This is a genomic window from Exiguobacterium sp. UBA7533, assembly GCF_002479335.1.
Taxonomy (GTDB): Bacteria; Bacillota; Bacilli; order Exiguobacteriales; family Exiguobacteriaceae; genus Exiguobacterium_A.
Window position 1 is genome coordinate 598,707 of record NZ_DLMP01000005.1, and the last position, 14,984, is coordinate 613,690.

Sequence of the window (14,984 nt, forward strand, 5' to 3'; positions counted from 1 at the left end):
TTCATCTGTAGTATACGCAAAAAACAGCAAGCCTGGAAATTCTCACGCTATTTCGAATAATGGTTCTTTTCCCGAATTCTCGCTTTGCGATACCCGACGAAATCGTTTCATGCTATCCTGTTACTCATAGTTTCGCGCGCAAGCGCCAGAATTGAGGAATCATCCATGTCACCTACTACTCGTTTAAGTCGACGCGATTGGCTGTTGATCGCCACGTTGTCGCTCCTGACGTTCGTTCTCGGAACAAGCGAATTCGTCATCGTCGGGATCCTCGCTGAAATCTCCTCAGCTCTTAATATCACGATCGCAACAGCCGGTACGCTCGTCTCGGCATTTGCCATCTCCTTTGCGATTGGTACACCGATTGTCATGTCGCTGACCGGTCACTTGGAACGGCGTCGCCTGATTCTACGTCTGTTACTCGTTTGGGTCTTACTGAACCTTGCCAGTAGTTTTGCTCCAAGTTACGAAGTATTGCTCGCCACCCGCATCCTGACTGCCATCCTGACCGGTGTCTTGATCTCGCTCGCAATGGTCGTCGCAAGCGATGGCGTGCCTGTCGCGAAGCGCGGTGTCGCCGTCTCATTCATTTTCGGGGGTTTTACACTTGCGAACGTCCTCGGTGTTCCGATCGGTACGTTCATCGGTCAACACGCTGGCTTCGCAGCCACGTTCTGGCTGACGACAGTCATGGGAATGATTGCGTTTCTCGCTGTGTGGAAGATCGTTCCCGTCCAGCAATCGACGGGTTCCGGTTCAATCAAGGAGCAGCTTGGATTGCTCGCTAATCCACGGATCCTGATTGCCTTCTTCATTCCGTCGTTCGGCTTCGGAGCAACTTACGTCGTCTACACGTACCTCGTGCCGATCCTGCAAACGGAACTCGGCATCGCGAAGACATGGATTAGTCCGATCCTGCTCGCTTACGGTGTCGTCTCGATCTTCAGTAACATCCTTGCCGGCAAGATTGCAAGTAAAAATCCGATGGGTCGCTTACGGTTCGTCTTCGTCGTGCAAGCAATCGTCCTTGCTGCATTATACTTCACGACAGTATCCCTTTCACTTGGTCTGTTTAACATCGCCTTGATGTCATTGATGTCGATTTTATTGACGACTTCGACACAAATCTACTTGATTGACCTCGCCGAAAAGTTCAATCCGGAAGCAAAAGGACTCGCCGCTTCCTTGATGCCGGTTGCGAGTAATGTCGGGATTGCTTTCGGTTCGGCACTCGGTGGCATCGTTTATGCGAACGGTCCGATGATGAACACGGCACTGGTCGGTGGGCTTGTTGCGCTTGTCGCTGCTTTATTAACTGCAATCAGTCATCGTCTCGATCAGCGGTCATGAACGGCTACCTTATCCTTTTTTGTAACAGGTCGATGACGGTTCGATGACGTTATGATGATAGTCCCTATCTTACTGATGATTTTTCAGTATGATGGGGACTATGTTGTAGTAGAGGAGTGTCTGAAAGTGAAAGCATTACACATCATCGGCATCAGTTTAGTGACGATCATCCGGCTCTGGCTCGGAATTCAGTGGTTCATCGTCGGGATCGGCAAGTACATCAATGGCTTTGATGCAAAACCGTTTCTTGAAGGGGCGCTAACGAAAGCGATAGGCGAAGACGCACTCGTCAGTTCGTGGTACGCGACGTGGATCGAGCAACTCGCCTTACCAAACGTCGGGCTGATCAACGTCTTGATTCCGTTCGCAGAACTCGTCGTCGGGATCTTGTTGATTCTCAGTCTATTGACGGTTCCTGCACTGGTCGTCGGGAGCATCATGAATCTCAATTACTTACTTGCTGGAACGATTGCGTTAAACCCGTTGTTCTTAGCTACCTCAATCGTCTTACTTGCTGCAGGACGCTACGCGTATCAAATCGGTATTGATCACTGGATCATGCACTGGTATCGTTCGTCGCAACAACCACATCCCCTCGACCGGATTCCGGTCTAACGAAAAAACTCTCCCAAACGCGGGAGAGTTATTTTTTTTGTTGCTCGAGAATCGTCTGCTGTGTCGGAACCCCGCCGACTGGGACTGTCCGCTCGAGGAACAGATAAGGTTTGCCATCGACTTCAAAGCGACGGTCACCGAGATAACGCGCTGAACGTCCATCCATTGCAAGCTTTTGTTCGATTGCTGCGACATGTTCGTCGAGTGAATAAAACCGATCGTCAAACGTCAGCGTGATGTTTTTCTTACGGTACCCCAGTAAGAAGCTGTAGTAGAACCAATACAGAGCACCTGCGAAGACGACAAAAATCAAGAATTGCATGTGAGTTCCCCCCTTGTATAGTCTTTATACGTTGGAAGAAAACGGGAGGTTTCAAATAAGTAAATAAAATTTCTATATTTTACCTCAATCGCATATCGCTTAAAGATAACTCAACCTTCGCATTTTTATTCGAAATGTTTCCTTCATATTCAATATTTGCTGATGTCGGATTGAAGACTAACACTTTATAATCATTGTTTTTCAGCTGATAAGAAAAATAGATGCGTCCATTTTCCAAAATCGAGACTGGGAACCCACCTCCATCCGGGAATCTTTTACGGTCAGGAAGTGGAACTTGATGTACTGTATTTTTTTTCGATTCCATATCGAACGTATTCCAACTTAATTGTTTATCATCATTTTCATTTACCGTCACGATTAATTTTCCTTCGTTTAAAATATGAGTGTTAAAGTCTTCTCCTTCCAGTTGCTTTAAACGTTTCGTTATTTTTCCGTCTGTTATCAGTAGACGCTGCCGTTCAGTATCAGGGTTATTTTTTGAAAAATAGGTTTGAGAATAAAGAAGTTGTCCTTTATAAAATGACTCAATGTATTCATTTTTCTTTAATTCTATTGGTAGTAGTTGTTTGCGTACGCGATTATTTTTTAAGTGAATAATATAAATAAAGCTTTTGGGGATTTGCTCATCCATCGAATAGCGCTCCACATAAAGTAGATCTTCTGTTCGTTGAAAGGGTGAGTAGGCGTACTTTTTATTATTAACTTCTGAGGGAGTGCTCAATTGTTTTGTCGTCAATTTTTTAGTTTTAAGATCCCAGTATTGCAACTCCCAACTACCGTCTTCTCGACCTTTTAATCCGTAAGTCACAGAATCTTGCATGAGAGTATACGTTTCTTCTTGCATGAACTGTTTAAATGACCGTGGCGCTCCATCGTTTAAATAAACACGATCGAGATACATATTATTTAGATATGATGATTTTGATTCAGAGACTTGTCCATCTTTAATCGAAACAGAGTAGTCTGTAGGTTGACGAACTACATCGATTAAGTTGATTTGTAGATTTTGAAGAGTGCTTTGCTTCGGGCTACCGCTCTTGGTTTCAACTACTAATTCAGGTTTTTCTAAAGTTAAGACGTATCCCACATAAAAAGCTAGTGACGCGACACTGATTAGTATAAAACTTATAAAATATTTATATGATCGCATATTATCCTCCTTAGACCGAGATTTTCCATTTCAAAAGTCGTAAACTTCTCCACAAGGCGTAAATCATATAGACAAAAACAAACCCTATGAATAAAGCATCTTTTTCAGAACTTAGTAATAAATGTGTCTGATCTAAAAAATAGATACAAATGAACGAATACGCTATAAAAATTGTAATTTCAATCGCGATTCGAATCATTCCTTTTACTTTTCGATACGATCGTTCCAACAAAACGAGCAAAAAGATTAAACAAATAACCATTGTAGAAATAAGGATGATGAGAATCATATTAGTTAAATTCGTCGTATAAAATTCTTCCAATGAACTACTGAATATATTCGTATTAGAACTTTTTTGATACTCCGCTTGGATCCACCAATCAAATAAATAAGATCCAACCTTAAGAAAACACCATTGCAAACCAATAAAGCTAATCATAACCAGAAATACAGCAGTTAATTTTGAAAAGAAGATGCTATATCTGCTCCCTGGAAGCATTAATAGTCGATAGATGTATTTTGTTTCCCCAAGCCAATCACGATACCAAATTTGAAATGCGTAAATCACAACAAATACAATTCCTATTAAGGTCATAAATACGAAAAAAGAAGTCGTATCCGCGTAATCTAGCTTTCCGATTTGCTGAAGTGCGTCTGATAATTTTGCACGATTATTCTCCATGAAATTCTTGATTTCTTGCTCATGAAGCATCACTTGTGCAATGACTGATATCAATTCAATCGCCGCCATCACAAGCACGGCAATTACATATAACTTAAAACTCCGTTTAATCTCTTCATTCGTCAATTGTATGTATTGTTTCATCGCTGATAGACCTCCCGCATCCGGTCCTGAACCGACTTCCCGTACAGTTCTCGCATCTCTTCTGTCTCATGTTCATCGATGATTCGACCGTCCTGTAAGAAGACGACCCGGTCGATCAAATGCTCGATTTCCTGAATTTCGTGTGTCGTCATCAGGATACCGCGCCCTTCCATGAAGTGGCTTGAGAATAATCCTGCAATCTGTTCTTTCGTAAACAAATCAATTCCTGCGAACGGTTCGTCGAGTAATAAGTACGGACGATCGAGAGCAAATCCGAGAATTAAGCTGACCTTCGCCTGGTTTCCTTTTGATAAGTCGGTAATCTTATCTGTTGAAAGTAGTTGGAAAATTCGCATCAATTCATTCGCAGTCTCTTGGTTCCAATCAGAATAATAATCCGCCATATACGTCAGTGCGTCACCGACCGTCATGTAGCCGGGCATCGTCTGAATATCTGGAACGAAGGCGATCTTATTTCGGTTGATCTCGCCATCGACGAGAATCGTTCCTGCGTTGACTGGAACAAGTCCTGCGATTGCTTTCAGGATCGTCGATTTCCCCTCACCGTTCAAACCGATCAGACATGTCAATTGATCCATCGGAACCGAGAACGAGACGCCTTGAAGGACTGGTTTTTTTCCGTACTTCTTTTGTAAGCCATGAACTTCAAGCATCGATCTTCCTCCGTTCCGTTTCCTGATAGACGGTCTCAACTTTCGAGACGACCTCATCAAGTGGAATTTGAATCGCCTTGACGGCATCGATGAATTCAGAGACTGCTTCTTCAAGCATCTCGGTCCGTACTTTTTGGACGACTTGTGGATCGCGTGTAATCTTACTCGGGACATTCCGTTCTGTCGTAATCAATTGCTGCTCCTCCATCTCTTTATATGCTTTTTGTGCGGTATTCGGATTGATTCCGAGCTGTGCGGCGATTTCGCGGCGGGACGGGATCTCTTGCCCGCTTTGCAATTCCTCGGTCGCGATTCGTTGTTTGAACCAACGGACGACCTGCAGGTACACCGGGCTTCTTTGGTCGAACTGCATCGGTAGACCTCCCTTTCCTGTGTAATGTATTAAAACATTAATACACTTCTCTTCTGTATCATACTCACCATACAGTTTGTCTGTCAAGCTGGTTTGTCTTCTTAATCATGAAAAAGTCACCATCCGATTCTTGGACGGTGACTACGGTCAACTCATTAATAGGGATTTGGATCTTCCTGGGGTGTATCGGGAATCTCGGTTGGTTCTGGGAACGTATCCGGTTCCGGTTGACGGACAGGATCTTCCTGTGGTGTGTCTGGCACCTCGCTCGGTGGTGCTTGCGGAACTTCGTCCGGTTGATGATCCGGTTCACGTTCAGGCACTTCATTCGGATTTTTCTTCATCATGTTTTCCCCCCTTAAGACGTGATGTAATCGCCGCCGTTGATATGAATCGTCTGACCCGTGATGTAACTCGAATCACGAGAAGCCAAATAGACATAAGCCGGTGCATTTTCTGACGGTTGTCCCCGACGCTTCATTAACGTGTCTTCCCCATGCGACTCGACTTTCTCCTTCGAGAACGTCGCTGGAATGAGAGGCGTCCAAATCGGTCCCGGTGCGACAGCATTAACGCGGATTCCTTTCTCAATCAAACTTGAAGCAAGCGAGCGCGTCAATGTCGTAATAGCGCCTTTCGTCGCTGAGTAGTCGATCAGCGACGGTGCTCCGCGATACGCTGTCACCGATGAGGTATTGATGATTGCATCTTCTTTATGCAAATGTGGAAGCGCAGCCTGAATCAAATAGAACATCGAAAAAACATTCGTTTCGAACGTTTCCTTCAATTGATCTGGTGTGATCGCAAGGAAATCATCTTGCGGGAATTGTTTTCCGGCATTGTTAACGAGAATGTTCAATTGACCAAATTCTGCAATGACGGTATCGATGATCGCTTGCGCATTTTCCGGTTGACTGACATCTTTCGCGATTTTTAAGGCTTTGACCCCGTAGCCTTCAATCAACGATTTCGTCTTTTCTGCGTCTTTCCCCTCATTTAAGTATACGATTGCGACATTTGCCCCTTCTTTCGCATAAGCGACAGCAACGGCTCGACCGATTCCACTGTCTCCACCTGTGATCAGTGCAACCTTCCCCGTCAGTTTTCCTGAACCGACATAATCCGGATCATCGTAGATCGGTTCCGGTTTCATGGCGTACTCGACACCGGGTTGTTGTTCCTGCGTCTGCCCTCGTGCTTCTTGATGCATCGCTTCGAACTGCTCTTCTCTCATGAACGATCAGCTCCCTTATCATTGTGGAATGAACTACATGATTAACCATTCCCTTGCGATACATCTATAAACGTTTTTCCGGAAAAGTCAGATGTCATTCGTCAATAGCGTTGGAAATATATTGGTTTGAAGCATTTTTGATAATTCGCTTGGATACAATGTATATTGATCCAGTTTATCGAACGGAACGAACCGGTACGTCAATTCTTCACCTTCGGGACCATAGAAGTCTTCCGTTGAAAGTGGTAGTGGTTCTCGACATGTCACTTCATAAAACATCCCCAGTTCATGAAACTGATGGTCTGCGTAATTAAAGAAATTTTCATGCAGGAAACGGAAGACCGGTGGCTCGATTGACTGTCCTAATTCTTCTAATAATTCACGTTCAATCGCTTTGGCACCACTTTCACCGAATTGTACCCGTCCTCCCGGTAATGACCAAAAATCATCTTCTCCTTGCCGATGGATCAAAAGATGTCCATCTTGAATCAACAGCGCCACTGCGCGAATGTTAAGCTTTTTTTGATTTACTGCAAACGTCAAATCCATCTCATTACCTACTCTCATTTTATTAGACTCCCATACTTTCTCATCATTTCCCACGATTGCGTTTTGTCATCAAATTCATCTCGTTGTAACACGGATTCATATTGATTTTAAGGGATTCTGAGATTGAATATATATTCAACATTACAAGAATTGTTATTAAAATATATCTAAGCAATCGAATTGAAATACAAACGTCTGACTTTTCAATGCTATACTCTCGTTAGTCAAATGACGACAGCATCATCTACTTCAATTCACCACACTTTACACCACACACATTCTATATACATGTCATTTCCGACAAGATCTCGATTTACATCAAGGAGGAACATTCATGAAAAGAACAATCACGACACTTGCAATGAGCGCGCTCGTTGTTTCAGGTTTTGCAGCTACGGGTACAGATAAGGTTGACGCAGCTACGAAATCTACGTACAAAGTAAAAATCAAAGCAGACGGACTTCGCGTTCGTACTGGCCCATCTCTTAAATACCGGATCGTCGACGGCGTCAATTCGGGACAGACTTTCAAATACTTGGGTCATCGCGGAAACTGGACAAAAATTCTTCATAAAGGACATAAGCGTTACGTCTACTCAGGTTATGTGAAAAAATATCGCGTTTCTGGTCATACAGCGAAGAAAGCTTCATTCTCGACTTCATCAAATGGCTTCTCGCGTCCGACAAGCGGTCCAGTAACACAAGGTTATGGAAAAACTAGCGGCATCTTCGGCTACACGTTCCATAACGGCGTCGACTTTGGTGCACCAATCGGAACGCCCGTTCATGCAGCAGCGGCAGGTAAAGTTGTCACATCGTCTTACCAAGGAGCATATGGAAACCATGTCATGGTCAAACATAAAGTGCACGGTATTTCGTACACAACGGTATACGCTCACTTAAGCAAACGCTCTGTCTTCGTCGGTCAAACGATCCCGAAAGGCGCAACGATCGGTGCAGTCGGCAGTACAGGAAACTCGACAGGTGCTCATCTTCACTTCGAAATCCATCGCGGTAACTATGTCTATAGCGGTACTTCTGCAGCAAACAGCGTCAATCCACTCGCCTTTTTATAAGCATTTAAGGTACCTCAACCGGGGTACCTTTCTTATTTTTAATGGGCATTTCATCATATCCAATTCCATCCAATCTTGTCAAAGAATTTTATGGATAATTGGATAATGAATAAAATTAAGTCTGTTTAATATAATTTATTGAAATAATATCGAAATGTGAATGTAACATTTAAACATTTTCGTAAATGTTATACTCATCTATGAAATTTACATAACGGTTTAGTCACACAGATTACATATTCAGGAGGAATGAATCATGCATGGTTTTTGGAAAGGTGTTTCAGCGACAGCCATCGCTGTGGCAAGTTTTGCTTCGTTTGCCATCCCACGTGCGGATGCAGCAACGACGTTCTATAAGGTAAAAGTCATGGAGGACGGTTTGCGTGCTCGAACGGGTCCTTCGACATCATACGGTACGGTCACGAGCTTTGAAAAAGGTGATACATATAAGTATCTCGGACGGACAGGCAACTGGACGAAAATTCTGTACGGTTCAAAAAAAGTCTATGTTTCTTCTACATATGTTAAAAAATATTCTGTAACACGTATCTATAAGATTAAAGTCAGTGTCGACAACCTTCGTGTTCGTAGCAGCAGTTCAACGAGCAGTACAGTCGTCGGAAGTGTCGATAAGGGCGAAACGTTCCGCTACCTCGGTCGTACAGGCGATTGGATCAAGTTCTTATACGGTGGAGATAAACGATTCGTCCATGCGGACTATGTCTCGAAATACGCTGTTTTGACACTGACGAATAGCAGTGGCGCATCAAAAGCGTCAACGTCGACATCAAAGAACTTCGCGACGCCAACGAGCGGTCCGATCACGCAAGGTTATGGACCTTCTAGTGGTGCTTATGGTTACACATTCCATAACGGGATCGATTATGGTGCAGCAAAAGGTACTCCGGTCTATGCGACAGCTAGCGGTAAGGTCATTACGTCTCAGCTCAAAGGCGCGTACGGCAACTATGTCATGGTTTCACATACGATCAACGGATCGCCGTTCATCAGTCTGTATGCACATATGAATAGCCGCTCGGTCTCGGTCGGTCAAACCGTCACGCAAGGTCAAAAGATCGGAACAGTTGGCGAGACAGGTAACGCTTTCGGAACACATTTACATTTTGAACTCCATAAAGGATCGTACGTCTACAGCGCAACTTCTGCTGGTAGCAGTGTCAATCCACTCGATTATCTGTAAAATGACAATAACCCTCGCCGTCTCGGCAAGGGTTATTTTTTCTTATTGTTTTCGTTTTGCTTGATACGCTTTTGAATAGCGATCGGCTGCGATGATCGCATCAGCGACTTCGTCCGCCGTAACGTTGAATCCGCTGTGGATCGTCTCACCTTCAGCAGTTGCTGCCTCTCCGACTTTGACGATATCTTCACGTGACGCATCTTTTAGCTTGACGTCCTCGAGTGTCACCGGTAAACCAAGATCCGTGTAAAGCGCGATATAGCGCTCGATTTCTTCTTGTGGATGTTCTTCGAGCGCCAACTGGACAAGTGTACCAAAGGCAACTTTTTCTCCATGCGTCAGGTGGTGAATCTCACCGTCAAGTGCCGTAAAGCCATTATGAATCGCATGCGCCGCTGCTAGTCCCCCACTTTCAAAGCCGAGCCCACTTAACAGGGTATTCGCTTCGACGACGGCTTCGAGTGCTGGGGTGACGACCTGTGCCTGAACGGATTCGTACGCCAGACGTCCGTGCTCGAACAAGACTTCCTCACAACGTTTGGCAATCGCTTGTGCCGCAATTGTCGGTCGACCTCCCGCCATCGTCTGTCCACCAAAGGCGACGACACTTCGAACTTCGACCCACGTCGCGAGTGCATCGGCAATTCCGGACGCGAAGAAACGTGCTGGCGCTTGGGCAATCAGTTTCGTATCGACGAGAACAAGATCGGGATTCTTCTTATAGAAACGATAGCTTTCGAAAATCCCTTCGTCGGAATAGATGACGGACAGAGCACTCGTCGGTGCATCGGTCGAAGCAAGGGTCGGTACGATGACGACGGACACGTTCAGCTCATCTGAGACGGCTTTTGCTGTGTCGAGCGTCTTTCCACCCCCAACTCCCATGACGAAACGAACATCCGCTGCTTTTGCTTGCTCAGCGATTCGTTTTACTTCATGCCGTGAGGCTTCACCACTAAAGTCTGCCTTCTCGATGCTGACGTTTTCGCCGGACAGCGACTGCTCGACACGTTCCTTTACGATTTTCCAGACGACATCGTCCGCGATGACGAGCGCTTTTTCACCGAACGGGCTCACATATGTACCGAGCCGGTCAATGACATCCTTTCCTTGGACATACTTCGAGGGACTAATGAAGACACGTTCTGACATGTTTCAACATCCTTTCTGTAAGGGACACGATGGTCAATGATATACAGTAGAGGAATTGCCGTTTCCGCTTATGCTTAAACCCACAATCGAGTGAACAAAAAAAGCGGACTTTGATCATACGATCAAAAATCCGCTTCCCTTTATACATGACAACTTAAGCCACACGTGACGACGATCGTGTCTCCGCTTTTTTCTTACCGACGATCGCTCCGATCACCCCACCGATGATAGCAGGAACGACCCAACCGAGACTGACAGAAGCAAACGGTAATACCGCATCAAACACTTTTGTGACGGCTGAGACGTTGATCTTTGCTGTCTTCAATCCATCAAATAAACTGACGAGGAACGTCATCCATAGCGCCCCTTGGTACACGGCTGGCTTCCCTTTAAAGAGTGGATGCAAGAACGTTAAGAAGATCAGACAGATCGCCAGAGGATAAAGCGTCATCAAGACTGGCTTAGAGACAGCGAGTAATTGATTCAGACCGATGTTCGCAACGAGTGCGCTGAAGATCGATAGACCAATCGTCCATTTGACGTATGAGATTTTTGGGACGAGTGCCGAGAAAAAAGCGGCACACGCCGTGATCAAACCAACACTCGTCGTCATACAAGCGACTGTGATCATCAGACCAAGCAAAATCGCCCCATACTCACCGAAATAATGATCCGACACAGCAGACAAAATCTCTGCACCGTTCGCGAGCTGTCCGATCTCAGAGACACTTGACGCGCCCATGAAGGCAAGCGCCGTGTATGTGATTGCAAGCAAGGCTGCGGCAATCAACGAGGCTTTCGTACAAATCAGCAGCAACTGCCGCTTCGAAGTGACACCTTTTTCCTTGATCGCTGCGATGATGATGATACCGAAGACAAAGGCACCGAGCGCATCGAGTGTCATATATCCTTCTTGGAAACCATTAAAGAAAGCATTTGTTCGATATGTCTTCAAAGGATTCTGAAAACTTCCGATTGGATGCAAGACGGCAACGATGATCAAGAGACCGATGAACGTGATTTTAATCGGTGTCAGTACTTTCCCGACGACATCGACGATCTTTGTTGGGTTTAAGGACAATAGACAAGCAATCGTGTAAAACAAAATCGTAAAGATCAGTAACGGCAAATGGCTCGTCGATTCACTGAAGAACGGCTTGATTCCGATCTCATACGAGACCGTTCCGGCACGTGGAATTGCGAAGAATGGTCCAATCGCAAGATACAAGATGACCGAGAACCCGATTCCGAAAGCAGGATGAACACGTGACGCCATCGCTTGTAGATCGCGTTCCCCTGAAAACGCGAATGCGAGAATCGCAAGCAATGGTAGACCGACACCAGTGACAAGGAATCCGGCATTGGCAACCCAGACATGCTCCCCTGCGAGCTGTCCGAGCATCGGCGGAAAGATGAGATTTCCTGCCCCAAAGAACAAGGCGAAGAGCATCATGCCGATGACGATGATAAATGATGTTGGAACAGTTTTAGACATAATAAACCCCCACTGATGATTTCCGACTTCATCCGCTCCCTAAGCAGATGAAGTACTTCGTTCGAAAGGATAACATACGTTTAGGAGCTCGTGCTAGGAGTTTATCTGGAGAATATTCTGAAAATTCGGCAGAAAGTTTGATACCACTTTAGTTTAAAGAATCTAATACGTCTTCGCGTCAAAGTATGAAACCGGATTCATAAGTTCATCTGACTTGATGAGAACAGCAAAAACATCAGACATAGGAAGTGATTCTCTCTACGCCTGATGCTTTTAACATTCCTTAGCTAACTTCATATGCTTTAATGATCGTCGCTACCCCTTGACCGCCACCGACACATAATGTCGCAAGACCATGCGTCTCACCCGTCCGTTCGAGCTCATGAATCAATGTCACAAGAATCCGCGCACCACTCGCACCGATTGGATGACCGAGAGCAATTGCCCCGCCATTGCGGTTAAGTTTTTCATGCGGCAACCGTAGCTCCGCATCGACCGCGAGAGATTGTGCCGCGAACGCTTCGTTCGCCTCGATGACATCGATCTCGTCAAGCGTTAGTCCCGCTTTATCGAGTGCCTTCTGAACCGCTTGAACTGGACCGATTCCCATGATGCTCGGGTCGACACCGGACGTTCCGTTCGCGACGATTTCAACGAGTGGTGTCACGCCGAGTTCTTTCGCCTTCGCCTCTGACATGATGACGAGCGCCGCAGCCCCGTCATTGATGCCAGATGCATTGCCTGCCGTGACCGTTCCGTTCTTCTTAAACGCCGGGCGCAAACGACTGAGCGTTTCGACGGACGTTCCGGCGCGCGGAAACTCATCTTGATCAAAACGGATCGGATCGCCTTTTCGTTGTGGAATCAACACTGGCGTGATTTCTGAGACGAACCGTTCTTCCGCTAATGCCGTCTGCGCTTTTTGCTGACTCGTCGCGGCGAACTGATCCTGCGCTTCGCGGGAAAGTTCGTAGACGTCTGCTAAATTCTCTGCCGTGATCCCCATATGATAGTCATTAAAGGCACATTCGAGCCCGTCCTGGATGATCGTATCGACGAGTGGTTGGTCACCCATCTTTAGTCCAGACCGTGCGCCCGCGAGGACGTAAGGTGCTTGACTCATGTTCTCCATCCCACCAGCAACGATGACATCGGCTTCGCCTGACTTGATCGCCTGATACGCAAGATGGACAGCAGAGAGACCGGATCCACAGACCTTATTGACGGTCATCGCGGGGCATGTCTCCGGTAACCCGGCAGCGAGGGCTGCCTGCCGTGCTGGATTTTGACCAAGTCCTGCTGAGAGGACGTTGCCGAAAAAGACTTCATCGACGTGATTCCCAGCGACACCTACTTTTTCGAGTGCTGCGCGAATGACTGTCGCACCGAGTTCCGTTGCTTTGACGTCCTTCAAACTTCCATTGAAATTCCCGATCGCCGTGCGCGTCGCACTGACGATGACGACTGCTTCACTCATCTGCTCCATCTCCTTATTGAATCGTGTATCCACCATCAAGGACGTTCGCTTGTCCAGTGATGCCTTTTGCTTTGCGGCTCGCAAGGAACAATGCATAATCTGCAATCTCCTCGACAGCAAGCAGACGTTTTTGCGGAACGAGCGGATAGATGACTTCTTCAAGTACCTTCTCAAGCTCGACGTGTCGCGTTTTCGCTAAGTCTTCCATTTGATTACGAACGAGTGGTGTATCAACGTAACCCGGACAAATCGCGTTGACGGTGATCCCGTATTCCGCTCCTTCAAGGGCTGCGACCTTCGTTAGACCAAGCAATCCATGCTTCGCCGAGTTATATGCTGCTTTCCCAGCAAAACCAATCAAACCATTGATCGATGCCATGTTGAGAATACGTCCGTAACCTTGTTCCTTCATGATCGGAAAAGCATGTTTGATGGCCATGAACGGTGCCGTCAACATGATCTTAATCATCAATTCGAACTTCTCTGTCGGAAACTCTTCAATTGGTGAGACGTGTTGAAGACCCGCGTTGTTGATCAAGACGTCAAGTCGACCAAACTGTTCGACCGTCTGCTTCAAGACGGCTTCGACCTGTGCTTCATCGGTGACGTTGAGCGTCATGCCGACTGCTTCATGACCAGCTCCGCGAATCGCTGACGCAGCTTCCTCTGCTGCTTCCGCGCGGACGTCCGTTACGATGACCTTCGCTCCTGCCGCAGCGAACGCCTTTGAGATTTCTAGACCAATTCCGCTTCCTGCACCTGTGACGAGTACGATATCTCCTTGAACCATCTGCTTCACTCCCCTACCGTCACGCGCTCGAGTTCCGGACTGACCGTGAATCGTGCTTCCGTGACTTGTTTGACGTCTTCAACCGTTTGACCATTCAGCGTCTCGATCAAGACCATCTCGTCCGGCGTGAAATCAAAGACGGCCCGGTCCGTAATCAGACGATTGACGACGGCGCGTCCTGTCAACGGCAAGGTACACGACTGTTTGACTTTCGATTCGCCGTGTTTGTTGACATGTTCCATGATAATGACGACGCGTTTCGCTCCGTTGACGAGGTCCATCGCTCCGCCCATGCCTTTAACCATCTTGCCCGGAATCATCCAGTTCGCGAGGTCACCGTTCTGATCGACTTCCATACCGCCAAGGATCGCGAGGTCGATGTGTCCGCCGCGAATCATCGCGAACGATTCAGCACTGTCGAAGTAAGAAGCTCCGGATTGTGCCGTGACTGTCTCTTTGCCAGCATTGATCTCATCGGCATCGACTTCATGATCAAGTGGATACGGTCCGATGCCAAGAAGTCCGTTTTCGGATTGCAGCATGACATGCATATCGTCCGGAATCGCATTGGCGATCAATGTCGGAATCCCGATCCCGAGGTTGACGTACATCCCGTCTTCAACTTCCTGAAGCGCGCGTTCAATGATGATCTCTCGTGTCGTTTTCATATCAATCTCCTC

Annotated in this window: 17 protein-coding genes; 4 read left to right on the forward strand and 13 right to left on the reverse strand. The window is 46.5% G+C overall.

Annotated elements, in window-relative coordinates; translation table 11 throughout:
* Positions 1-165 precede the first annotated feature (165 nt).
* Positions 166-1,350 (forward strand): MFS transporter, encoded by a 1,185-nt coding sequence (locus tag B2U10_RS10710; protein ID WP_056060664.1) that lies wholly within the window; start codon positions 166-168, stop codon positions 1,348-1,350.
* 126 nt (positions 1,351-1,476) lie between these two features.
* Entirely contained in the window at positions 1,477-1,965 is a 489-nt protein-coding gene (locus B2U10_RS10715; RefSeq protein WP_290787566.1) for a DoxX family membrane protein, read from the forward strand.
* A gap of 28 nt (positions 1,966-1,993) precedes the next feature.
* Here B2U10_RS10715 and B2U10_RS10720 read toward each other — a convergent pair whose 3' ends face one another.
* The 8 genes from B2U10_RS10720 to B2U10_RS10755 all read right to left on the reverse strand — a co-directional run bounded on the left by B2U10_RS10720 (position 1,994) and on the right by B2U10_RS10755 (position 7,132).
* The gene (locus tag B2U10_RS10720) at positions 1,994-2,287 is read right to left on the reverse strand and encodes a hypothetical protein (RefSeq protein ID WP_290782144.1); all 294 of its coding nucleotides are present in this window, start codon (positions 2,285-2,287) and stop codon (positions 1,994-1,996) included.
* A 79-nt stretch (positions 2,288-2,366) separates the two neighbouring features.
* Complete coding sequence (locus B2U10_RS10725) at positions 2,367-3,458, reverse strand: hypothetical protein (RefSeq protein WP_290787569.1); 1,092 nt, start codon at positions 3,456-3,458, stop codon at positions 2,367-2,369.
* 10 nt (positions 3,459-3,468) lie between these two features.
* Complete coding sequence (locus B2U10_RS10730) at positions 3,469-4,284, reverse strand: hypothetical protein (protein WP_056060651.1); 816 nt, start codon at positions 4,282-4,284, stop codon at positions 3,469-3,471.
* Positions 4,281-4,958 carry an ABC transporter ATP-binding protein gene (locus B2U10_RS10735; protein WP_056060648.1) on the reverse strand — a complete coding sequence of 226 codons (678 nt, stop codon included), beginning with the start codon at positions 4,956-4,958 and terminating at the stop codon, positions 4,281-4,283. Before B2U10_RS10735 ends, B2U10_RS10730 begins: the two co-directional genes overlap by 4 nt.
* A complete protein-coding gene (locus tag B2U10_RS10740) occupies positions 4,951-5,331 on the reverse strand; it encodes a GntR family transcriptional regulator (protein WP_056060644.1) in 381 nt (126 codons plus the stop codon). Before B2U10_RS10740 ends, B2U10_RS10735 begins: the two co-directional genes overlap by 8 nt.
* 155 nt (positions 5,332-5,486) lie before the next feature.
* Positions 5,487-5,678 (reverse strand): hypothetical protein, encoded by a 192-nt coding sequence (locus B2U10_RS10745; RefSeq protein WP_231496870.1) that lies wholly within the window; start codon positions 5,676-5,678, stop codon positions 5,487-5,489.
* A gap of 11 nt (positions 5,679-5,689) precedes the next feature.
* Positions 5,690-6,565, reverse strand: coding sequence for an SDR family oxidoreductase (locus B2U10_RS10750; RefSeq protein ID WP_035408573.1), 876 nt, complete (start codon positions 6,563-6,565; stop codon positions 5,690-5,692).
* A gap of 87 nt (positions 6,566-6,652) precedes the next feature.
* Positions 6,653-7,132 carry an NUDIX hydrolase gene (locus B2U10_RS10755; RefSeq protein WP_052019056.1) on the reverse strand — a complete coding sequence of 160 codons (480 nt, stop codon included), beginning with the start codon at positions 7,130-7,132 and terminating at the stop codon, positions 6,653-6,655.
* Between the two features lie 316 nt (positions 7,133-7,448).
* On the opposite strand from B2U10_RS10755, the gene B2U10_RS10760 reads away from it, so the two are divergent.
* Both B2U10_RS10760 and B2U10_RS10765 read left to right on the forward strand, forming a co-directional pair.
* Positions 7,449-8,189, forward strand: coding sequence for a peptidoglycan DD-metalloendopeptidase family protein (locus B2U10_RS10760; RefSeq protein ID WP_290787577.1), 741 nt, complete (start codon positions 7,449-7,451; stop codon positions 8,187-8,189).
* A gap of 256 nt (positions 8,190-8,445) precedes the next feature.
* Positions 8,446-9,390, forward strand: coding sequence for a peptidoglycan DD-metalloendopeptidase family protein (locus B2U10_RS10765; RefSeq protein ID WP_290787580.1), 945 nt, complete (start codon positions 8,446-8,448; stop codon positions 9,388-9,390).
* A gap of 42 nt (positions 9,391-9,432) precedes the next feature.
* Here B2U10_RS10765 and B2U10_RS10770 read toward each other — a convergent pair whose 3' ends face one another.
* From B2U10_RS10770 to B2U10_RS10790, 5 genes are all read right to left on the reverse strand, one after another.
* Positions 9,433-10,542 carry a glycerol dehydrogenase gene (locus B2U10_RS10770; RefSeq protein WP_214855490.1) on the reverse strand — a complete coding sequence of 370 codons (1,110 nt, stop codon included), beginning with the start codon at positions 10,540-10,542 and terminating at the stop codon, positions 9,433-9,435.
* Between the two features lie 154 nt (positions 10,543-10,696).
* Positions 10,697-12,037, reverse strand: a complete 1,341-nt coding sequence (gene brnQ, locus B2U10_RS10775; RefSeq protein WP_290787583.1) for a branched-chain amino acid transport system II carrier protein — start codon at positions 12,035-12,037, stop codon at positions 10,697-10,699.
* Between the two features lie 283 nt (positions 12,038-12,320).
* Positions 12,321-13,514 (reverse strand): acetyl-CoA C-acetyltransferase, encoded by a 1,194-nt coding sequence (locus tag B2U10_RS10780; RefSeq protein ID WP_290787585.1) that lies wholly within the window; start codon positions 13,512-13,514, stop codon positions 12,321-12,323.
* 13 nt (positions 13,515-13,527) lie between these two features.
* Positions 13,528-14,304 carry a 3-hydroxybutyrate dehydrogenase gene (locus B2U10_RS10785; RefSeq protein WP_290787587.1) on the reverse strand — a complete coding sequence of 259 codons (777 nt, stop codon included), beginning with the start codon at positions 14,302-14,304 and terminating at the stop codon, positions 13,528-13,530.
* 5 nt (positions 14,305-14,309) lie between these two features.
* Entirely contained in the window at positions 14,310-14,972 is a 663-nt protein-coding gene (locus tag B2U10_RS10790) for a 3-oxoacid CoA-transferase subunit B (RefSeq protein ID WP_290787590.1), read from the reverse strand.
* Between the last annotated feature and the right edge of the window lie 12 nt (positions 14,973-14,984).